Source organism: Streptomyces sp. NPDC093094 (assembly GCF_044754345.1).
Classification (GTDB): Bacteria; Actinomycetota; Actinomycetes; order Streptomycetales; family Streptomycetaceae; genus Streptomyces.
The window spans coordinates 258,004-277,889 of the sequence record NZ_JBIVOX010000006.1; the positions used below are offsets into that span (position 1 = coordinate 258,004).

Here is a 19,886-nt window from a genome sequence, read left to right on the forward strand (position 1 = left end):
GCCGGCCGCCTCGCCCGGTCCGAGGCCATGGCGCCTCGGCCCGTCGCCCTCCGGTGGTCGCCCGGGCCCGCGCCGTGGACGCGTTCGAAGGCGGTGCCGGGCCCGAACGCGTCCGCGTGGCCGACGCGGCGGGCGATCGCGGCGGCCGATCGCGGCGGCCGTCGCCGGGACGTCGGCCGGCGGGCCGGCGGCCACGGCCGCCCGGCGGCGGGACGCAGCGGGTGCCGGGCCGGGAGCCGGCCGGCCCCGCCGCGTACACCACCCGGCTCCGCCGCATACGTCACCCGGCCGGCCCCGCCGCGTACGTCACCGGGCGGCGGCCGCCGGAGCGTCCGCCGGCCGAACAGGGCCGCTGCGAGGTCCGCTTCGCGGAGGGCGCCCGACGGCCGAAGCCGCGGGGCCGCCGGAACCCGTGGGCCTGTCCGGTCCGCGTATGGTCTTCACCGCCCCGGTACGCCATCATGGCGCGACCATGACAAAAAAGTCGGTGTTCCGCATCCTGACCGCCGCGCTGCTGTGCGCCCTGACGGTCACCCCCGAAGCCTCGGCCGAACCCGCCCGCGCGACCGCCGGGGCCGCGGACTGGACCGGCCCGCTCAGCACGCGCGGACGGTGGATCGTGGACGCCGACGGCAACCGCTTCCGGCTGAGATCGGGCAACTGGCACGGCGCCAGCGGCACATGGAACGGCTCGGGGGACCCGGAGGCGGACTCCGGCCACCACGCGGGTGAGAACTCCGGCCGGATGCCGCTCGGGCTGGACCGGGCGCCCGTCGCCGAGATCGTCGCGGGCTTCGAGGAGCTCGGGATCAACAGCGTCCGGCTGCCGTTCTCCAACGAGATGGTCCACGACACCCGGCCCGTCACCGACGACTCGGTCGCCGCCAACCCCGGGCTGCGCGGCAGCACTCCGCTCCAGGTGTACGACGTCGTGGTCCGCGAGCTCACGGAGGCGGGACTCGCGGTGATCCTCAACAACCACACGAACACGACGCGTTGGTGCTGCGGGGTCGACGGCAACGAACGCTGGAACGCGAGCCGGTCGACCGCCGAGTGGGAGAACGACTGGGTGTTCATGGCCCGCCGCTACCGCGACAACGACCGGGTCGTCGGCGCGGACCTCTACAACGAGGTGCGGCGAAGCGTGTGGGACGACCCCAACTGGGGCCTGGGGGACGACCACGACTGGTTCGCGGCCTCCCAGCGGGTGGCCGACCGCATCCTCACCGAGGCGAACCCGGACCTGCTGATCGTCGTCGAGGGCATCAACTGGACCGGTGTCCCCGTCGACGGCCTGCCGCACGGCCGTCCGACGCTGGAGCCGGTCCGCACGCTCTCGCACACGCTGCTGGCCTCGGACAAGCTGGTGTACTCGGCGCACTTCTACGACTACACGGGCCCGAACCACAGCGGTGCGACCGGCCTGGGCGAGACCAGCGACCCGCGCTACCGCGACCTGAGCCCGTCCGACCTGATCGCCGTGCTGAACCGCCAGGCGTTCTTCGTCACCGAACCCGACCGGCACTACACCGCCCCGCTGTGGATCAGCGAGTTCGGCGTCGGCGGACGTGAGGAGACCGGACAGAAGGCACGCGCCTGGTTCGAGAACTTCGTCGACCAGCTCATCCGCACGGACGCGGACTTCGCGTACTGGCCGCTGGTCGGATGGCACGAGGGACGCACCGGCAACGGCTGGGCGCTGCTGCACTGGGACGCGCAGGGGCACCGTATGGGCCTGTACGACGGTGACGACTGGCGGGCCGCGGCCTGGACCCGGCTGATGTCCGCCCCGAGCCGCACGGGGCCGGTCGCACCGGTGTCCCGCTGGTCGATGCTCAGTCCCGACCACGGCGACTTCGTCCGGTCCCGCCGCGTGCGGGACGCGGGCGACTGGGACCCCGGCGCCCGCAAGGCCGCCTGCCCCGACGGCCGGCGCCTGATCGGGCTCGCCCACACCGGCAACCGGGGCCTGTGCACGGACACGGCCGTGAGCCTGCGGTGGGACCCGGCCCGCGCGCACGAGGTGGTCAAGGACGAACGCCATGTGAGGCCGGGCGCGGACTGGGCCTCGGGCTACACCAAACTCCAGTGCGCCGACGGCCAGTTCCTCGTCGGCTACGCCGTCCGGGGCGCGGCCGTCTCCTCCGCCCTCTGCGTCCCCGCCCCGCCCGGCACCCTGCCCGGCGGCCCCGGCCGCACGGTCTGGTTCGACCGGGGCGACAACCGCGGCGCGGCCGCGAAGGGCGGCGACTTCGCCCAGGGCCACTACAAGGGCCAGTGCGCGGACGGCGAGTACGCGGCGGGCATCGCCTGCACCGGCCGCATCGGCTCCTCCCGGACCCCGGACGCCCTCTACTGCCGCGCACCCCGATGAACCGACGCGCACGCGCCGGCGGAGGGGACGCAGAGGCTCACATCGGGAACGAATGCAGGCGTACGGGGCCCTGCGGCAGGCCGGGGGCGCCGTGGAGCGGGGTCCACATCGTGCAAAGCGGCATGAGCACCGGGCCGTCGTGCTGTTCGACGTGGACGGGGGACTCGACCGGGTGCCAGCCGAGGTGCCGGTAGAAGGGCACGAGCGGGGCGCGGCAGAAGAGGAGCGCGAACGGCGGGCCCTGGGTCCGGGCGTGGTCCAGGGCGGCCGCGACGACCCGCCGGGCCAGGCCGCGGCCCCGGACGTCCGGCGCGACGGCGACCCCGCCGACACCCATCGCCTCCGTGGCCGTGTCCCCGGCGGTCAGGGACAGCCGCAGCAGACCGGCGTGGGCCACGAGACGCCCGGCCAGCCTGATGCCGAAGTGGTCGTCCTTGGGCAGAAAGGTCAGTCCCGTGCCGGCGACGCCGAAGGGGTCGGCCCCGTCGCCGAGGATCTCCGTCTGGTCGGTCCGGGTGTAGGCGGCGAGCCGTACCGGCTCCATCGGGTCGTCGTCCATACGTCCATGATCCCCGGAGGGCCCGGAGCCCGGCGGGCCGCCCCCTGATTCCCGCCCGGGCCGGCACCGCGGGGTCAACACCCACCGGCACGTCGTCCTTCCGCCCCCTGCGCCTGACGGGCACGGAATCCGGCGGAGGTCGGTCCCCGGCCCCGGCCGGTGCCCCGGCGGCGGCCGTCGGCTGCGCCGGGCCGACGCCCGGCGGACCGCTGTTCACCTCCCACGGCGCCCGCGCCCTGCCTCGCACCTGCTCGCGGCGCGAGCGGCGGCTGTTCCTGCCGGGCGCTCCGGCGACGGCCTCCGCGCCGGGCGTCGCCGCCCTCGGGGAGCGGCTGCCGGGCGGGCCGGTGCTGCGTCGTCTGGCGTCGCCCGGCGGGCCGAGGTCTCCTCACCCGGCCGGCCGGGCGACGGGCTGTCAGCCCGCGGCGCAGACGGCCCCGTCGAGCGTGAACGCCGTCGGAGCGGTGTTCGTGGCTCCCTTGGCGGCGAGGAAGCCGAGGGTGACCGAGCCCGCGGCGGGGATCGCGGCGGTGTAGGAGGCGGGGGTGACACGGACCGAGCCGCCGGTCTGCGCGGGGGTGCCTCCCCACATGTTCGAGACCGTCTGGCCGTCGGCGAAGGAGAAGCCGAGCGTCCAGCCGTTCAGCGCGGTGGTGCCGGTGTTGCGCAGGACGATCTCGCCCTGGAATCCGCCGGGCCACTCGCCCACGACCCGGTAGGCGACCGCGCAGGAACGGGCGGGGGCGGTGCCGGTGGTGACGTTCACCGTGGCCGAACGCGGCGAGCGGTTGCCCGCGGCGTCCCTGGCGTGGACGGCGAAGGTGTAGGCCGTGCCGGCGGTCAGGCCGGTGACGGTCGCCGAGGCGGTGGTGGACGCGGCCACGACGGTGTCGGTTCCCGAGCCGACGCGCACCACGTCGTAGCCGGTCACGCCGACGTCGTCGGTGGCGGCCGGCCAGGTCAGGGTGACGGACGTGGCCGTCACGGCCGAGGCGACCGGGGTGCCGGGGGCGGTCGGGGGCCGGGTGTCGCCGGGGGTGCCCCCGAAGACGGTGGCCTCCTTCGACGTCCGGGCGATGCCGTCGGCGCCGTGGAAGATCCGCTCGCCCCAGGAGCTGAGCCGGGACGGGTCGAAGCCGACGGACAGGTCGAGGACCGGGTCGGTGTTGCCGCTCCAGGACCAGGCCAGCCAGCCGAGGCCGAGCCGTTGCGCCTCGGCCATCATCGTGTCCTCGTCGGGGTCGCCCCACTGGTCGGCCGGTCCGCCGAACTCACCGATGACGAGGGGGAGTTTCGCGGCCACGAAGGCGTTCAGATAGTCGGTGATCTCCTGCGCGGTGTCGAACACGCTGTACATGTGGATCGAGAAGACCAGGTTCCCGGTGGAGTCGGCGTCGTACACCGTCCGGGCATTGGCACGCATGACCCCCTGCCAGTCCTGGCCCCAGTTGGGGGCGTCGACCATGATCGTGTGCTGGAGACCGGCGGCGCGCAGCTTCTTCACGGCCGCGGCCGTCGGGGCGGTCCAGCCCGCCGGGTCGGTGTTGCCCCACGGCTCGTTGCCGATGTTGACGACGACGTAGTCCTCCTGGCCGGCGAGCACGTCCTTGAGACCGATCCAGTAGTCCGCCGCGTGGTCCAGGGTGCCGGCCGCGGTGTCCTCGCCGTAGCCGGTGGTGTCGTGCACCTCCAGGACGCAGATCAGGCGGTTGGCCTTGCAGCGTTCGATCACGGCGGCCACGTCCGCGGCGCTGTTGCGGGTCCAGCGGTGGCCGTCGGAGAGGACCACGCGGACGGTGTTGGCGCCGAGCGCCTTGACGTCGGCCCAGGACTGCGTCCGGTCCGTGTACCAGGTGTGGGCGTGGTTGACGCCCCGCATGACGAAGTCGTTGCCGTTGCCCTCGACCAGCCGGCCGCCGCTGATGTGCAGCCCGGCGGCCTGCACGGCGGGCTGCTCCGCCCGGACCGCGGGCTGGGCCGCGGCGGGGGCGAGCGCGCCGAGGACGGCCACGGTGACGAGGGCCGACAGCACGGCCAGTAAACGGGCGAAGGGACGCTCGGGGGACGTGCTTCTCGCTGGGCTCACTGTTCTCAAGGGGCTCACTGCGACTCCAGGAAGCGGGGGACATGACGTGGGAGCGCTCCCATAAACCCATTGCCGCCGAGTACACGTCAAGATGTGTGCGCGAATGATCGGTCCTGATGGTTTGCCTACACCCTTTAGGCAAACCCACAATCCCTTCAGGAAGAGGGAGGGAGACCGGCCGATGGCACGCGCAGGACTCACCGCGGAGCGTCTGACCCGCGCCGGGGCGGAGATCGCGGACGAGGTCGGCTTCGAGCAGGTCACCGTGTCCGCGGTCGCCAGACGGTTCGACGTACAGGTCGCGAGCCTGTACTCGCACGTCAGGAGCTCGCACGACCTCAAGACCCGGATCGCCCTGCTCGCCCTGGAGGAGCTCGCCGACCGGGCGGTCGACGCCCTGGCGGGCCGGGCCGGCAAGGACGCCCTGCGCGCGCTCGCCGACGTCTACCGCGACTACGCCCGCGAGCACCCCGGCCGGTACGCCGCCGCGCAGTTGCGGCTGGACCCGCCGACGGCGGCCGCGAGCGCGGGGGTGCGGCACGCCCGGATGACCCTGGCCGTCCTGCGCGGCTACGACCTGGCCGAGACCGACCGGACACATGCCGTCCGGCTGCTGGGCAGCGTCTTCCACGGCTACGTCACGCTGGAGATGGGCGGCGGCTTCAGCCACAGCGCCCCCGACACGCAGGAGACGTGGACCCGGATCATCGACGCGCTCGACGCGCTGCTGCGCAACTGGCCGGAGCCGGAGCCGGAGAAGCCCCGGCCGGTGCCGGGACCCGCATCCGGCTGACCGGCGGTCGGGGCCGGGCAGTCGGGGCCCGGAACCGGCCCCGGCGGTCAGGCCCCGGCCGGGGGCACCGGGAACAGCAGGCAGCTGCTGGTGGCGTGGGCGAGCAGGCGCTCCTTCTCGTCCACGAGGGTGGCCTCGGCGAGCGCGGTCCGGCGGGTGCTGCTGACGACCCTGCCGACGGCCCGGACGGGGCCGGTGTCCACCGTCATCCGGCGCAGGAACTTCACGCTGAGGTCGAGCGAGGTGTAGCCCGTGCCCGCGGGCAGCACGCTCTGCACGGCGCAGCCGGCCGCGGAGTCGAGCAGGGTGGCGTAGACGCCGCCGTGGACGCTGCCGATGGGGTTGTAGTGCTCCTCCCCCGGCGTCAGGGAGAACACGGCGTGGCCGTGGTCGACCTCCTCCAGCGCGAAACCGAGCGTCGCCGTCACGGGCGGCGGGGGCAGCAGCCCGGCCAGCATGTCCCGCAGCAGGTCGAGGCCGGTCCCCCGGCCCACGGCCGCGGCGGTCACGCCGGGGTCCTGCCACTCGTACGTCCGCGTGCGTCCCATGCCGCTCCGTCCCTCCTCCGCTGACTTCGTGGACCGAAGCTAGCCGTGTGTGCGGCTGACTGTCAATGACGAAGCCAGGAGCCCTACGATGGGCCGCATGGAGTGGCTTGAGACGAGCACGGAGAACTGCCCCGTCCAGCGGACGCTCGAAGTGGTGGGCGAGAAGTGGACGCTGCAGATCCTGCGCGACGCCGCCAACGGGGTGCGCCGGTTCGAGGACTTCCGGCGGCACATGGGGCTGTCCGAGGCGGTGCTGAGCGACCGGCTGCGCAAGCTCACCTCGGCCGAGATCCTCAGGACGGTGCCGTACCGGGAGCCCGGCAGCCGCGCGCGCCACGAGTACCGGCTCACCCGCAAGGGCTGGGACTTGTGGCCCGTCCTCATGGCGCTGGGCCAGTGGGGCGAGACGTACGCCGGTGAGCCCGAGGGGCCGGTGCTGGACATCCGCCACTCCGCCTGCGGCGCTCCGGTGCGGGTGGTCGTGGAGTGCTGCGCCGAGCGGACGGCGCTGACCCCGGGGGAGGTCGTCGCCCGGCCGGGACCGGGGGCACGCCGGGCGGGGTGAGGGCGTCACGGGCTGCCGCGGCCCTTTCCCGCCGGCGTCTCGCGAGGGGCGCCCCGCGTGTCAGGTCCCGAACTGCTCGCCCAGTTCGCGGCTGCGGCGGGCCGCCGCTTCGACCGCGTCGCGGAAGGCGGGGCCGACGCCCTCCTCGACGAGGGTGGCGACGGCCGCCTGAGTGGTGCCGCCGGGTGACGTCACCGACTCGCGCAGCGCGCCGGGCGCCTCGCCGGTGGCACGGATCATGGCCACGGCGCCCTCGGCGGCCCGGAGCACCATCTCCTGCACGGCCTCACGGGGGACGCCGAGATCCGCTCCGGCCTTGATCATGTTCTCGATGACGTAGTAGAAGTACGCGGGCGCGCTGCCCGACAGCGCGGTGGCGGCGTCCTGCCGCTCCTCGTCGAGACGGATCACCTTGCCGACCGGTCCGAGCAGTTCCGCGACGTGCCGCAGATGGTCCTCACCCGCGTACCGGCCCGGCGAGATCACGGACATGCCCGTCTCGACGAGCACGGGGGTGTTCGGCATGACACGGACGACGGGCGTGTCCTCGCCGAGGTGCCCTTCGATCAGCCGTGTGGGGACGCCGGCCGCGGCGGAGACGACCAGGCAGCCGGGCTTGAGGTGCGGGGCGATCTCGTCGAGCAGGCCGGGCACGTGCTGCGGCCGGACCACGATCAGCAGGGTGTCGGCCGACTCGGCGGCCTGCCGCGGCGGCACGGCGGCGACGCCGTACTTCCACCTGAGTTCCTCGGCGCGCTCCGTGCGCGGCTCCACGACCACGATCTCGTCCGGGGCCCGGCCCGAGCGCACGAGGCCCGCGAGGAGCGCCTCGCCCATCTCCCCGGCGCCGAACAGCGAGATCATGACGGCTCCCGGTGCGTCGTACGGGCTCCGCGCCCGCTGTGCAGGGACATCCGCACCCTATCCCGCGGCCCTGGGCGGTGCCTGCCGGAGCCGGAGGTGCCGCCTTGCCGTACGGCGGCCGGCGCGGGGCCGTGGCAGCGGCGGGTCCGGTCGGCAGGTCCGGCGAGGCGGGTCCGGTCGGCAGGTCCGGCGAGGCGGGTCCGTTCGCGGGCGGCGCGGGTCAGCGCGGGGGCTCGTCGTCGAAGCTGGCGAAGTACGCCGCGGCCATGTCCTCGTCGCCGTGTCCCTGCTCGACGGCCCGGGCGAAGCGGTCCGCCCCGGCCGCGGCGACGTCGAGCCGCAGGCCGTGGCGCTCGCCGGCCTCGACGACGAGACGGGCGTCCTTCGCCGCGGTCCGCACCGCGAACTGGGCGGGGTCGAGGCGGTCGTCGAGGACGAGGGCCGACTTGGCGTGCAGATAGCCCATGTCGAGCGGGCCGCCGGAGACCGCGTCGAGGAAGGCCCGGGGGTCGACGCCGAGGGCCTGGGCCAGGGCGAGGGCCTCGCCGGCGGCGTTGGTCGCGGCGAGCACCCAGCTGTTGGCGACGAGCTTGAGCCGTGTCGCGGTCGCGGCCGATCCGTCGTCGCCCGTCCACACGGTGCGGGCGCCGATCGCGTCGAGGACGGGCGTGATCCGGGGCCGGCCCTCGGCCGGGCCCGCGGCGAGGACCAGCAGGGTGCCGGCCTCGGCGGGTGCGCGGGTGCCGAGGACCGGGGCGTCGTAGAAGAGGAGGCCGTGCTCGCGGGCGAAGGCCGCCAGCTCGGTGGTCCCGTCCAGTCCCGCCGTGGTGGACTGCACCCAGGGGGTGCCGGGCCGCAGGCTCCCCGCGGCCCGGCGCATGACGTCCAGCGTGGCCGGGCCGTCGTACAGCACGGTGAGCACCGCGTCGGCGCCCGTGACCGCTTCCGCGGGCGTGCCGGCGACCTGCGCTCCCTCGGCGGCGAGCGGCTCCGCCTTGGCGCGGCTGCGGTTCCAGACCCGGACGGTGTGCCCGGCGCGTACGAGGTTGCGGGCCATGGCGGCGCCCATGATGCCGGTGCCGAGGACGGTGACGGTGAGCTTGTCGGTCATGCTCCCAGCCTGGCGAACCGGCGGCGCGCTCGGCAAGCGCCCCGGGACCCGGCGCGGTGCGGGTCCCGGGGCGGTGCCGGATCGGTCAGACCTGCGCCGCGGGGAAGGTGGGGTACTCCACCCCGGACACCTGCTGGACGACGCGGACGACCTGGCAGGAGTAGCCGAACTCGTTGTCGTACCAGAGGTAGAGGATGGCGTTGTCGCCGTCGACCTTGGTGGCGCCGGCGTCGACGATCGACGCGTGGCGGGAGCCCACGAAGTCCATCGAGACGGCGTCGGGGGCGGTGGTGAAGTCGATCTGGCGCTTCAGCGGCGAGTGCAGCGAGACGTCGCGCAGGTACTCCAGGACCTCGTCGCGAGTGGTCTCGCGGCCCAGGCGCAGGCTCAGGATGGCGATCGAGACGTCCGGGACGGGGACGCGGATCGAGCTGCCGGTGATCGGGGCCTTGAGGTCCGGCAGCGCCTTGGCCACGGCCGAGGCGGCACCGGTCTCGGTGATCACCATGTTGAGCGGTGCGGAACGGCCTCGGCGGTCGGCCTTGTGGTAATTGTCCAGCAGGTTCTGGTCGTTGGTGAACGAGTGGACGGTCTCCACGTGGCCGCGCAGCACGCCGTACTCGTCGTCCATGGCCTTCAGCGGCGGGACGATGGCGTTGGTGGTGCAGGAGGCGCAGGACAGGATGCGCTCGTCCGGCTTGATGGTGTCGTGGTTGACACCGTGGACGATGTTCGGGACGTCGCCCTTGCCGGGGGCGGTCAGGACGACCTTGTCGATACCGGGGCGCAGGTGCTGGGAGAGGCCCGCGCGGTCGCGCCACTTGCCGGTGTTGTCGATGAGGATGGCGTCCTTGATGCCGTACGCCGTGTAGTCGACCTCGGAGGGGTCGTTGGCGTAGATCACACGGATCGCGTTGCCGTTGGCGACGATCGTGCTGTTCGCCTCGTCGACGGTGATCGTGCCCTGGAACTGGCCGTGGATCGAGTCGCGGCGCAGCAGCGAGGCGCGCTTGACCAGGTCGGCCTCGCCGCCCCCGCGGACGACGATGGCACGCAGGCGCAGGCCGTTGCCGGAGCCGGCCTTCTCGATCAGCAGGCGGGCGACGAGGCGGCCGATGCGGCCGAAGCCGTACAGCACGACGTCACGGCCGTCGCCGCGCTCGATCTTGTTGGCGCCGGTGGCGCCCGCGACGGCCTCGGCGGTGAACTCGGCGACCGACAGGCCGCGGTCGTCGGCCTTGTACTCGGCGGCGAGCATGCCGATGTCGATCTGGGAGGGGCCGAGGTCCAGCGTGGTGAGGGTCTGGAGGAACGGCATCGTCTCGGTGACGGAGAGCTCCTCGCCGTCGATCTGACGTGCGAAGCGGTGGGTCTTGAGGATGCTGACCACCGACTTGTTCACCAAGGAGCGGCTGTGCAGCAGGACGGTCACGTCCCGCTCACGGTGCAGCTTCCCGATGATCGGGATCATCGACTCCGCGATCTCCTCGCGGTTCTTCCAGTTGGTGAACGAGTCGTCGTTGACAGTCACAGTCTTCACTTTCGAGCTAGACGGCGCTCATATGCTAACCCGACTGAAATCCCACCCCTCAAGGGGTGCCCCCCGAGGAGCATTCGCCCCTTTTCCGCCCTGTCTGTCGGGGTGGTGGAGGGTGCCGGGCGGCTCGGCCACCGTGTACGGCCGGCCGGTCCGGCCCCGGCCGGAGGGCCGACGCGGGCTCCGGCTGCCGCCGGGCCGGACGCTCCCGCCGTCGCCGCCCGCCCTCGCGGCCGAACGGCCACCGCCCGTCCCCGGCGCGAGGCGCCTCGCGCCGGCCGTGGCGGCGAGGACCGCCGCCGGGATCCACCACCGCGACAGCCGCCGGAGCGGCGGGCCCACCACGGCGCCGCCCACGGCGCTCCGGACGGGCATCACGCCCTGTCGCCGCCACAGCCGCAGCACGGCCTGTGCGACCGACACCACGGCCAGGGCCCCGGGAGCCGGCCTCGGCGCGGCGACGGCCCGCGAGGAGTGGACCGCCAGCGCGACGGCGCCCGGCCCCCTCGGGGGCCTCCGCCCGGACGAGGCCCGTCTCCCAGGTCGGCCGCCTCACCCCGCCCGCGCCGCCGACGACGTGCCGCGGTCCGGCCCCGGGCCCGCGGACGGACCGCGGCGCTCCCCTCCGGCCGCACGTCCGCGTCGAGCGACACGAACGCCCGCCCGCGCGGCCTCACACCCGACGCCCCCAGGACGCCCCGCACAACACCACCGGATCCGCCACGGCCGACGGAACGCCGTAGCCGTAGACGCGCAGCCCTCCGACAGCGAAGCCACCCGCCCTACCACGCAGACGTACGCGCGCAACGCGTCGACAGGCCCGTCACGGCCCGACGCCTCCTAGGACGGCCCGCACAAACACCACCGGATCCGCCACGGCCGGCGGAACGCCGTAGACGCGCAGCCGTACGTCCGCCCGTCCCGCTCGGCTCTCCGCTCCTCATTCGTGCCGCCCCCGCCCGCCCGCGCGGCCGTCCGACTTCCTCTCGGTCCGCGCGAGTTCGGGCTTCCCCGTGGAGAACTCCCCCGTTCCGGCGCCCGTCAGCGGCTCACGGCGGGACAACGGCCGCGCACACCAGCCCCGCAGCCGTCCGGCCCCGGGTTCCTCGTACGCCGCCCGAGATCTTCTCCGCGAGGACCGCGTCACCGAACCCGACCCGAAGGAAGGGCGGTTGCACCGGGCAGGCGGGTGACGGTGTCATCTGTGCGGGGGAGTTGCGGGTGCGACGGGCACGGTTCGCTGTTGTCGCGCCTACCATCTGTTCTCGCAGGGAAGTTCACATCAGCAATCAGACAAGCCCGCCGGAGGCATCCATGACCGACAGCACGTCCGACACGTCCGACACGACCGGCACGAGCGGACTGGCGTCGCACTACATCGCCCAGGTGACCGACGACCTCGAACGCAACATCAAGGAACAGGACCGTCTCACGGCGGAGATCGCCGCGCTGGAGGCCCGGCTGGCCGGGCTGCGGCAGGATCACACGGTGCTGGTCGCCATGCGGCAGGCCCTCGGTGCCGCCGTGCCGGCCGTGCCCGCCGCCGACACGTCCGTCCCGGCCCCGCGCGAGGAGGCCGCGGTCCGGCCCCGCCGGACCCGCAAGACCGCTCCGGCGCGCGCCGGGAAGGCCCCCGCCGCGCGGAGGACGACCGCCGCACCCGAGGCCGCCCCCGCGGGCGAGGCCACCGGCACGGCCCCGGCCCGGCCGACCCTCGTCGAGCTGGTCCGCGCCCACCTCGCCGCGCAGAACGAACCCCGCTCGGCCGCCGAGGTCACGACGGCGCTCGGTGCCGCGCACCCCGGCCGCGGGATCAAGGCCAACGTGGTCCGTACGACCCTCGAAGGGCTGGTGGCCAGGAACGGAGCCCGGCGCAGCAAGCAGGGCACGTCCGTCTTCTACTCGGCCCCCGACCCGGAGACCGCCGGCTGAACAGCGGCCCGCCCCGGTCAGCGGGACTCGCGTCCCGCCGTCGCCAGGACCACCGCCGCCGCACCCGTGCCGAGGAGCGCGCCGGCGATGACGTCGCCCGGATAGTGGACGCCGGTGTGCACCCGGGAGTAGCCGACGGCGACGGCGAGCAGGCCGAGCGGCACCGTCGAGAGCGGCAGCGCCGGGCCGACCGCGGCGGCGAACGCCACGGCGGAGGCGGTGTGTCCGGAGGGGAAGGACGCCGACTGCGGCATCGGCACGTGCCGCCCGGGGAACGGCGAGTCCTCGGCCCGGTGGGGCCTGCGCCGGCGCACCAGCTTCTTGCCGATCAGGTTGGCGCTCGCCGAGGCGACCCCGACGGCGGCCACGCCCAGCAGGGCCGCCCGGCGCGGCCGGCCGGGCAGCAGCGCGAGCAGCCCCGCCACCGTGAGGGAGATCTTGGAGTGGTCGGCGGCCGCGGACAGCCGGCGCAGGGCCTCGTCCAGCGCCGGCGTCTCGGTGACGGTCACCGCCTCGTACAGAGCCTGGTCGAGAGCACCGAGGTCGCGCGCCAGGCGACGGTGGGGCAGGTGGTCGTAGGGCTCGCGGTCGGTCATCGATCGGCTCCTGGAACGGTGTGGCGTCGGGTCAGGGCAAGTCGGAGGATGCGCCGCCAGTCCACCGGCGGCGTCGCGTAGGCCGCGCCCGGGCGGTGCCGGGGCACCCGGACCCGCAGGGCGCCCGGCCGTACCGTGCACACCACCGGAACGGGCAGGGTGAGTGCCTCTCCGTCCACGGCCACGGGGATCTCCTCGGTGTCGGCCCGGACGACGACGCGCTGCGCGTTCAGCACCGTGATGCTGCCGGCCCGTTCACCGAACAGCGCCAGCTCGGCGGCCTGGGCCGCGCCCTCCACCCGGACCGAGATGACACCGAGGGTGCCCAGGTCCAGCCGCTCCCGGCGGCCGCCGCCGAGCGGATCGGCGCGCATATAGGGGTTGTTGCTGACCAGCAGCGCCTGCGGGTCGGAGAGACGGGTGTCCCCCGCGTCGGCGTGCAAACGCGGCCCCTCCCCGCCCTGGAGCAGGTCCGGCAGGTGTTCGAGCGCGGTGGCCGTCTTGGAGTCGCGGTACTCGGGGCTCTGCACGATCTGCGCGTACGCCCCGAAGGAGACGGTGTTGACGAAGGGGCGGCCGTCGACGTCACCGAGGTCGACACGCAGTTCGAGTCCGTCGGTGAGGGCGTCGAGGCAGGTCGAGGGGTCGGTGCGGTCGAGGCCGAGGTCCATGGCGAAGTGGTTGCGGGTGCCGGCGCTGATCACCAGGAAGGGCAGACGGTGCTCGACCGCGACGGCGGCGACGATCGCGAGGGTGCCGTCACCGCCCGCCGCGCCGAGCAGGTCCGCGCCCTCGGCGACGGCCTGCCGCGCCAGTGCCTCGGCGTCCGGGCCGTCCGGTTCGAGCAGCACCACCCGGGCGCCCAGCCGTTCGGCGCGCTCGGCGAGGCCGAAGCGTTCGACCTTCCCGCCGCCCGACCTCGGATTCATGATGATCACCGGCCGGTGGACCGGAGGGCTGCCGTGCGCGCTCATGCCGTGCGGCTGGCGCAGCCGGCGCAGACACGCCCGGGCGGCGGCCAGCGCGGCGGCCCACAGACTGATCACGCCGACGGCCACGACCCACAGTCCCGTCGCGGCGAACAGGACGAGCACGGCGATCGGGGCGGCCAGGGCCAGCAGGGCGCCGAGCAGCCGGGCCGGGCCGCGATGGGCCACGGCCCACCAGGCTCCGGCCCCGGTGAGGGCGAGGCCGACGAGCCCGCTGACGAGCATGAACCAGCCGCCGAGTCCGGTCGCCGCGGCCACGACCGCCACGGCGCCCGCGGCGCAGGCCACCGCGAGCCGTGCCCAGGTGCGGGCCCGGCCGTCGTCCGGGCCGGCCCCGTCGGGCCGGCTCCCTGTCCCCGTAGCCATCGCACTCCCTGCCTGGTCCGCGCCGACGTGCCCGGCCTCGGCGCACGCTCCGGTCCGGGTCGGCCGGAGCACCGCCCGGCGGTCCGTCGACGATCTCATGATGGCCTGTCGGCGGCCAGGACGAAACGGGAGACCGTCTCCGGCGCGTCAGCGGTCCTCCGTGCGGGAGGACATGGACGGCGGGAAGTGTTCAGCCCTCGGGGTCGTGCGGTCAGGCGCAGCAGCCGCCGGGTTCACCGGGAACGGCGGCCGCGGTGTCGAGCCGGCAGAAGCAGGACGCCTCGACGGGTACGTCCGCCACGGCGGTCGCGATCTTCAGCTGGTGGGCGACGATCTCCGCCTCGCCGGACTTGCCGAGGCGGACGAGGCACTCGTGGAAGCCGTGCAGCGCCCAGACGTTCCCGGGGTGCTGGCAGGCACGCGGCAGAGTGTCGTCCAGGCCCAGGTCGGCACGGTAGACGGCCTCGGCCTCGGCCACCCGTCCCTGCTCCAGCAGCAGGGCGCCGAGCGCGTGGCGGGTGGGCTGCATCCAGCCCCAGGGCTCGTCGTAGGGGAGGGCGTCGTCGAGGTTCACGGACCGCTCCAGAGCGGCGAAAGCCTCGTCGAAGTCGCCCTTGCGGTAGGCGAGTTCACCGTCGAGCATCGCCGAGGCGATGGCGAGGATGTCGGCGCAGGTGTTGTTGAACAGCATGCGCGAGCCGGGGACCCGGCCGGCGGCGGCGCGGAACAGCTCGCGCTCGGCCTCGGCCTCGGCGATCCGGGAGGTGGCCGAGAGCGCGACCCCGCGGGCGTAGTGGAGCATCGCGGTGGTCATGCAGTACAGCGACGGGTCGGCGGGCAGGGGGAGCCGCAGGACGTCCTCCCATCGGCCGAAGCGGATCAGCACATGGACCCGCATGGCGAGGAATGCCTCCAGCCAGTCGGCCATGGGCGGGCTCTCCACCCGCAGCAGTTCCTCCGGGACGGACGCCTCCAGCTGGGCGGCGGTCTCCAGGGCGACCCGGGACTGGCCGAGGAACAGGGCGCCGTAGATCTTGAAGTGGTAGTTGTGCGACCGGTAGAGGGTGTAGAAGTTCATCGCGCCGGAGCGGGCGAGGTACTTCTCGTCGACGGCGATCGCGGCGGTGTTGTCCGAGACGACGCTGCGGTAGTCGCCGCACAGGACCTCCAGGTGCGAGGGCATGTGCTGGAGGTGCCCGGCGTCGGGCACCAGGCCGCGCAGCCGGTCGGCGACCGGCAGGGCCGCCTCGGGGGTGGGGGACATCTCCATCAGGTGGATGTACAGGTGCAGCAGGCCCGGGTGGAGCACGGCCGCCTCGTCGGTGAGCGCCCGGTCCAGGACGGCCTTGGCCTCCAGCGTGCGGGCGCCCTCGGCGGGCTCCCCCGTGCGCAGGTCCCACAGCTGCCAGGGCGTGAGGTTCATCAGGGCGTCGGCGTACAGCGTGGCGACGTCGAGGTCGTCGGGGGCGAGCTCGTGCACGGCCCGCATGCTCTCGGCGTACGGGGCGTTCCACACCGAGCAGTCCTCGACGGGCCGGTCCTGCGGGTAGCGGGCCCGCAGCGCCTCGATCAGGGCCCGCTCGACGGGGGTCGCGCCGGACGCCAGCTCGTGGGCACGTTCGACGGCCTCGTGGGTGCGCTCGACGGTCCGGGCCAGGTCCCGCTCGTCGAAGAACTCCCACGGCTTGTTGTAGTTGGGGCCGAGGGCGTAGGCGATGCCCCAGTGGGCCATGGCGCACTCGGGGTCGGCCGCCGCGGCGGCCTCGTAGCAGGAGACGGCCTCCTCGTGGTGGAAGGCGTACGTCCACACCAGTCCGCGGTCGAACCACATCTGGGCGACGGGCGAGGACGTCGTGACGGTGCGGGTGTGGGTGCCGAGGTCGTAGTAGTCCATGAGTTTCCCCTGGCTGTCCGGCGGCCCGGTCCGGGCGGACCATGGGCGTGCCGCGAGCCTAGCGGCGGTGCGGGGGCCTGGCCCGCGCCCATGTAACTACTTATACTGGTTACACTTGTCTCGGCAGGAGGGACGCACCATGCCCACAGGACTCACCCGCGACGCCGGCTGGCAGATCGGTGTCTCGCGGACCCTGCCCCACCCGCCCCCGGTGGTGTGGGACCTGGTCGGCGGCCCCGGCGGGCCCGCCCTCTGGCTCGGTCCGGGCGCACGGCTGACGCCGGAGCGCGGGACCTCGTACCGGACGGCCGACGGGGTGACGGGCGAGGTGCGCGGCTACCGCCACGGGGAGCGCATCCGGGTCACCCGCGGCTCCACGACCGTCCAGGTCACCGTCTCCCCCGCGGCGGGCGGCACCGGGACCGTCCTGCGCTTCCACGAGGAACGTCTGCGCAGCGCACAGGAGCGGGAGAGCCGGCGCGTCCACTGGAAGGGCGTCGTCGACGAGATCGCCCGCCTCCTCGGCCGGGCGCCGCTCAGGTCCGGCGGGACGCCGCCCGCTGCTCCAGCCGGCGCAGGGCGAGTTCACCCCATTGGAGGTTCTCCCGCTCGAAGGCCATACCGCGCACAAGGGTGAGGTAAGGACCGACGCGCTCGGCCTCGGCGAAGTACGCGTCCTCGGTGCGCCCGGCCAGCAGCCGCTGCCGCAGGCGTTCGTAGCGGTCGAGCTTGGCGCGGGCCCACTCCATGCTCCCGGCGACGGCCGCGCGCACCGCGTCGATGTCCCCGACGTCCGCGCACTGCACCTTCACCATCAGCTCGTCGCGGATGGCCGTGGGCTTGGAGGGCGGCTCGGCCACGTAGGCACGCACGGCCTCACGGCCGGCCTCGGTGAGGGAGAACAGCCGCTTGTTGGGGCGGCGTTCCTGCTCGACCACCCTGGCGCTGATCAGACCGTCGCCCTCCATGCGCTCCAGTTCGCGGTAGAGCTGCTGCGGGGAGGCGGTCCAGAAGTTGGCGACGGACGCGTCGAACTCCTTGGCCAGGTCGTAGCCGGACGCCTCACCCTGGAGCAGGGCGGCCATGAGCGCGTTACGCAGTGCCATGGCAGCAAGCTAGCACCGGGGTTGAGCGGTCAACGCGCTGACCAGGTCCGGGGCGGCCGGGGACGGCTGCCCGGCCTCAGGCGGTCAGCGCCTCTTCCGATCCCAGCCGGTCCGCCAGGCCCGGCCCGTGCAGGGCGGCCACCGAGGCCAGCAGATCGGGGTGGCGGAGCAGGGCCGCGGCCCGGTGGTCGCGGGGGCCGGGATCGGTCAGCCGGCGAAAATCCAGAGGGGTCACGGGCGCGTGCTCGGCCCGTGCCGCGGCGGCGACGCCCCGGGCGGCCAGGGCGGGGTCGGTGAGCAGGCACGCGGCCCAGCTCGCCACGACCTCGTCGACCCAGGTGCGCCAGCCGGAGCCGTCCGCGTCGGGGCCGGCGCCGGTGACCCGGTCCAGCCGCTCCGAGCCGCCGGGGCCGGTCAGCGTCACCAGCGCGGCGTCCATGGGCGTCGGGTAGCGCAGCCACGCGGCGACCGTGACCGCCTGACGGGCCTGGGCCTCGCACAGGGCGGCGGCCAGGGCGCCGCCGCCGGACGGGTACGCGCCCGTGAGCCAGCGGGTCGTCGCCGCGATGAGGGAGGAGAGATCTGTGCGCACTGCCGGGCCGTCCGGATCGGTTCGGTCACTGGGGTCCCGACCACGGTAGCCCGCCCGTCCCGCTGCCGGACATGCCCGGATCCGCCCGTTCTCCGTGGCGTCCGCCACATCGCGCACCCGCCCCCGCGGCGGGCCGGAGCCCGTCCCCCGGGCGCCCCGGGCACCGCTTGCGCCGCCGTCCGAGGAGGGGTACCCCGGGTTCATGACCGGCATCGAGCTGCAGAGCAGCGCTTTCCAGGACCATTCCCCCATCCCGCGCCGGTACGCGCTGGAGGGCGAGAACGTCTCTCCCCCGCTGACCTGGTCCGGGGTGCCGCAGGACGCCGCCGAGCTGGTCCTGGTGTGCGAGGACCCGGACGCTCCGTCGGGGACCTTCGTGCACTGGGTCGTCGTGGGCATCGACCCGCACAGCGACGGCGCCGGCAGCGGTGAGCACCCGCGCGGCGGCACCGACCTCGTCAACGGCTACGGCCTGCGCGGCTGGGGCGGCCCCCACCCGCCCCCGGGCGACGACGCGCACCACTACCACTTCCGCCTCTACGCCCTCGACGAGCCGTGCGTCCTGCCCGACGAGCCGACGGCGGAACAGGTGCACCGGGCCGTGGCGGAACGCGAGGTGGCCAGCGGCACCCTGGTGGGCCTGTACCACCGGTGACGCCCGGACGGACGGGGCCGGCAGGACGGCCGGGCGCCCGAAGCCCGCGCCGGCCGGGCGCGGCGTGATCGGTTCCGTCGGCCGCGGCCGTGTAACGCGCCGGTCGCGGGGCACTCGGGCGCCGGCGGCGCCGTCCGGCCCGTCGAGTTCACGCTGGAGGTGAAGGACATGGGTCACGGTGGGAACGTCATCGACGAGCTGGTGACCGATCACCGGGAGGTCGAGGATCTGTTCGTCCGGATCGAGGCGCTGCCGTCGGGCGACAAGAGGCGGAAGCTGTACGCCGACCAGGCCACCATGGAGCTGGTGCGGCACTCGGTGGCCGAGGAGGCATATCTCTACCCGGCCGTGCGCGAGCATCTGGCGAACGGCGGCACCATGGCCGACCGCGAGCTGGAGGACCACGCGAAGGCCGAGCGGATCATGAAGGACCTGGAGGGCTGCGCGGCGGACGACCCGCAGTTCGACGGTCTGATCGGCGACCTGATGACCGAGATCCGCATGCATGTGGCGGACGAGGAGCAGAATCTCTTCCCCACCCTGCGCGCGGCCTGTCCGCCCGAGGCGCTGGACGACCTCGGCGAGAAGGTGCGCATGGCGAAGAAGACCGCGCCGACCCGGCCGCATCCCTCCGCGCCCGACAAGCCCCCGGCCAACAAGCTGCTGGCCCCCGGCATGGGCATGATCGACCGGATGCGCGACGCGCTCACCGGGCGCGGCAAGGCGCAATGACCTGCCGGTCCTTGTGCGCCGAGGACCGAGGACGGGAACCCGAGGGGCGCCGGCCGGACGGCCGGCGCCCCTCGGCGCGTCCTCGCGGTGGCCTGAACGGTTCGCAGGAATCTCCGTGGGAGGAATGGCCCGGCCCCATGAGGCGTTGTGCGGACCGCGAGGCCACGGCGCGGGAACAAGTGGGAACAAACCGGGCCCGGCCCGCGCTCTCCCTCGTAGCCCCGACGGGTGTGCGGCAGCCTCACAGGCGGCCGGCGGGGGCCTCCAACGGCGTTGTGGAAGAAGGGGCGTGAGACGGATGACGTCGACAGGACGGGACGCGGCGGGTGCGGCCGGAGCCACTCCACTGGTGACCAGGTGCGGCCGCCGGATCGTGGTGAAGTGCTTCAGGCTGCTGCCCGAGGAGCAGCCGATCAGCCGCGTCACCCTGGACGTGGGCGGGCACCGTGACGGCGGCCCCGGCGTCTGGGCGTCCCTGACCGCGACGGAGGCCCGTGAGCTGGCCCGTCAGCTGATCGAGCGCGCCGACGTGGCCGAGCACGCCGCGCAGGCGGCCGCCCCCACGTCCGTCTGACTCCGGGCGGCGC

The 19,886-nt window shown here is 74.3% G+C and carries 18 protein-coding genes and 1 pseudogene; 8 read left to right on the forward strand and 11 right to left on the reverse strand.

Annotation, left to right across the window (positions count from 1 at the left end; genetic code table 11):
- The first annotated feature begins 472 nt into the window (after positions 1–472).
- Positions 473–2,374 (forward strand): glycoside hydrolase family 5 protein, encoded by a 1,902-nt coding sequence (locus ACIQGV_RS14715; RefSeq protein ID WP_402494988.1) that lies wholly within the window; start codon positions 473–475, stop codon positions 2,372–2,374.
- Positions 2,375–2,411: 37 nt separating this feature from the next.
- Here the strand turns inward: ACIQGV_RS14715 and ACIQGV_RS14720 are convergent, their stop codons facing one another.
- A complete protein-coding gene (locus ACIQGV_RS14720) occupies positions 2,412–2,933 on the reverse strand; it encodes a GNAT family N-acetyltransferase (protein ID WP_402494545.1) in 522 nt (173 codons plus the stop codon).
- A gap of 415 nt (positions 2,934–3,348) precedes the next feature.
- Positions 3,349–5,019: a cellulase family glycosylhydrolase gene (locus tag ACIQGV_RS14725; protein ID WP_402494547.1), complete on the reverse strand. Its 1,671-nt coding sequence runs from the start codon at positions 5,017–5,019 to the stop codon at positions 3,349–3,351.
- Between the two features lie 181 nt (positions 5,020–5,200).
- On the opposite strand from ACIQGV_RS14725, the gene ACIQGV_RS14730 reads away from it, so the two are divergent.
- Positions 5,201–5,812 carry a TetR/AcrR family transcriptional regulator gene (locus tag ACIQGV_RS14730; RefSeq protein WP_402494549.1) on the forward strand — a complete coding sequence of 204 codons (612 nt, stop codon included), beginning with the start codon at positions 5,201–5,203 and terminating at the stop codon, positions 5,810–5,812.
- A gap of 47 nt (positions 5,813–5,859) precedes the next feature.
- Here the strand turns inward: ACIQGV_RS14730 and ACIQGV_RS14735 are convergent, their stop codons facing one another.
- Positions 5,860–6,360, reverse strand: a complete 501-nt coding sequence (locus tag ACIQGV_RS14735) for a PaaI family thioesterase (RefSeq protein ID WP_402494551.1) — start codon at positions 6,358–6,360, stop codon at positions 5,860–5,862.
- Between the two features lie 97 nt (positions 6,361–6,457).
- On the opposite strand from ACIQGV_RS14735, the gene ACIQGV_RS14740 reads away from it, so the two are divergent.
- The gene (locus ACIQGV_RS14740; protein WP_402494553.1) at positions 6,458–6,925 is read left to right on the forward strand and encodes a winged helix-turn-helix transcriptional regulator; all 468 of its coding nucleotides are present in this window, start codon (positions 6,458–6,460) and stop codon (positions 6,923–6,925) included.
- A 60-nt stretch (positions 6,926–6,985) separates the two neighbouring features.
- Here the strand turns inward: ACIQGV_RS14740 and proC are convergent, their stop codons facing one another.
- The 3 genes from proC to ACIQGV_RS14755 all read right to left on the reverse strand — a co-directional run bounded on the left by proC (position 6,986) and on the right by ACIQGV_RS14755 (position 10,431).
- Positions 6,986–7,789, reverse strand: coding sequence for a pyrroline-5-carboxylate reductase (gene proC / locus ACIQGV_RS14745; protein WP_402494555.1), 804 nt, complete (start codon positions 7,787–7,789; stop codon positions 6,986–6,988).
- 220 nt (positions 7,790–8,009) lie between these two features.
- A complete protein-coding gene (locus ACIQGV_RS14750) occupies positions 8,010–8,900 on the reverse strand; it encodes an NAD(P)-dependent oxidoreductase (protein ID WP_402494557.1) in 891 nt (296 codons plus the stop codon).
- A gap of 85 nt (positions 8,901–8,985) precedes the next feature.
- Positions 8,986–10,431 carry a glyceraldehyde-3-phosphate dehydrogenase gene (locus tag ACIQGV_RS14755; RefSeq protein ID WP_402494559.1) on the reverse strand — a complete coding sequence of 482 codons (1,446 nt, stop codon included), beginning with the start codon at positions 10,429–10,431 and terminating at the stop codon, positions 8,986–8,988.
- A gap of 1,320 nt (positions 10,432–11,751) precedes the next feature.
- Here ACIQGV_RS14755 and ACIQGV_RS14760 point away from each other — a divergent pair.
- A complete protein-coding gene (locus tag ACIQGV_RS14760) occupies positions 11,752–12,369 on the forward strand; it encodes a hypothetical protein (RefSeq protein ID WP_402494561.1) in 618 nt (205 codons plus the stop codon).
- 17 nt (positions 12,370–12,386) lie between these two features.
- Here the strand turns inward: ACIQGV_RS14760 and ACIQGV_RS14765 are convergent, their stop codons facing one another.
- From ACIQGV_RS14765 to ACIQGV_RS14775, 3 genes are all read right to left on the reverse strand, one after another.
- Complete coding sequence (locus tag ACIQGV_RS14765; protein ID WP_402494563.1) at positions 12,387–12,965, reverse strand: phosphatase PAP2 family protein; 579 nt, start codon at positions 12,963–12,965, stop codon at positions 12,387–12,389.
- The gene (locus ACIQGV_RS14770) at positions 12,962–14,320 is read right to left on the reverse strand and encodes a diacylglycerol/lipid kinase family protein (protein ID WP_402494565.1); all 1,359 of its coding nucleotides are present in this window, start codon (positions 14,318–14,320) and stop codon (positions 12,962–12,964) included. The genes ACIQGV_RS14765 and ACIQGV_RS14770 overlap by 4 nt, the downstream gene beginning before the upstream one ends.
- 211 nt (positions 14,321–14,531) lie before the next feature.
- Positions 14,532–16,214 carry a hypothetical protein gene (locus ACIQGV_RS14775; protein WP_402494567.1) on the reverse strand — a complete coding sequence of 561 codons (1,683 nt, stop codon included), beginning with the start codon at positions 16,212–16,214 and terminating at the stop codon, positions 14,532–14,534.
- A 139-nt stretch (positions 16,215–16,353) separates the two neighbouring features.
- Between ACIQGV_RS14775 and ACIQGV_RS14780 the strand changes: the two are divergent.
- Positions 16,354–16,743 (forward strand): annotated as a pseudogene (locus ACIQGV_RS14780) (SRPBCC domain-containing protein); the annotation flags it as partial.
- Between the two features lie 7 nt (positions 16,744–16,750).
- Here ACIQGV_RS14780 and ACIQGV_RS14785 read toward each other — a convergent pair.
- Together ACIQGV_RS14785 and ACIQGV_RS14790 are read right to left on the reverse strand one after the other, a co-directional pair.
- On the reverse strand, positions 16,751–17,320 hold the full coding sequence (locus ACIQGV_RS14785; RefSeq protein ID WP_402494569.1) for a PadR family transcriptional regulator: 570 nt from the start codon (positions 17,318–17,320) through the stop codon (positions 16,751–16,753).
- A 76-nt stretch (positions 17,321–17,396) separates the two neighbouring features.
- The gene (locus tag ACIQGV_RS14790) at positions 17,397–17,912 is read right to left on the reverse strand and encodes a hypothetical protein (protein WP_402494571.1); all 516 of its coding nucleotides are present in this window, start codon (positions 17,910–17,912) and stop codon (positions 17,397–17,399) included.
- A gap of 202 nt (positions 17,913–18,114) precedes the next feature.
- Between ACIQGV_RS14790 and ACIQGV_RS14795 the strand changes: the two genes are divergently transcribed.
- The 3 genes from ACIQGV_RS14795 to ACIQGV_RS14805 all read left to right on the forward strand — a co-directional run bounded on the left by ACIQGV_RS14795 (position 18,115) and on the right by ACIQGV_RS14805 (position 19,873).
- Positions 18,115–18,567: a YbhB/YbcL family Raf kinase inhibitor-like protein gene (locus ACIQGV_RS14795; protein ID WP_402494573.1), complete on the forward strand. Its 453-nt coding sequence runs from the start codon at positions 18,115–18,117 to the stop codon at positions 18,565–18,567.
- 168 nt (positions 18,568–18,735) lie between these two features.
- Entirely contained in the window at positions 18,736–19,299 is a 564-nt protein-coding gene (locus tag ACIQGV_RS14800; RefSeq protein WP_402494575.1) for a hemerythrin domain-containing protein, read from the forward strand.
- Positions 19,300–19,597: 298 nt separating this feature from the next.
- Positions 19,598–19,873 carry a hypothetical protein gene (locus ACIQGV_RS14805; RefSeq protein ID WP_402494577.1) on the forward strand — a complete coding sequence of 92 codons (276 nt, stop codon included), beginning with the start codon at positions 19,598–19,600 and terminating at the stop codon, positions 19,871–19,873.
- Positions 19,874–19,886 lie beyond the last annotated feature (13 nt).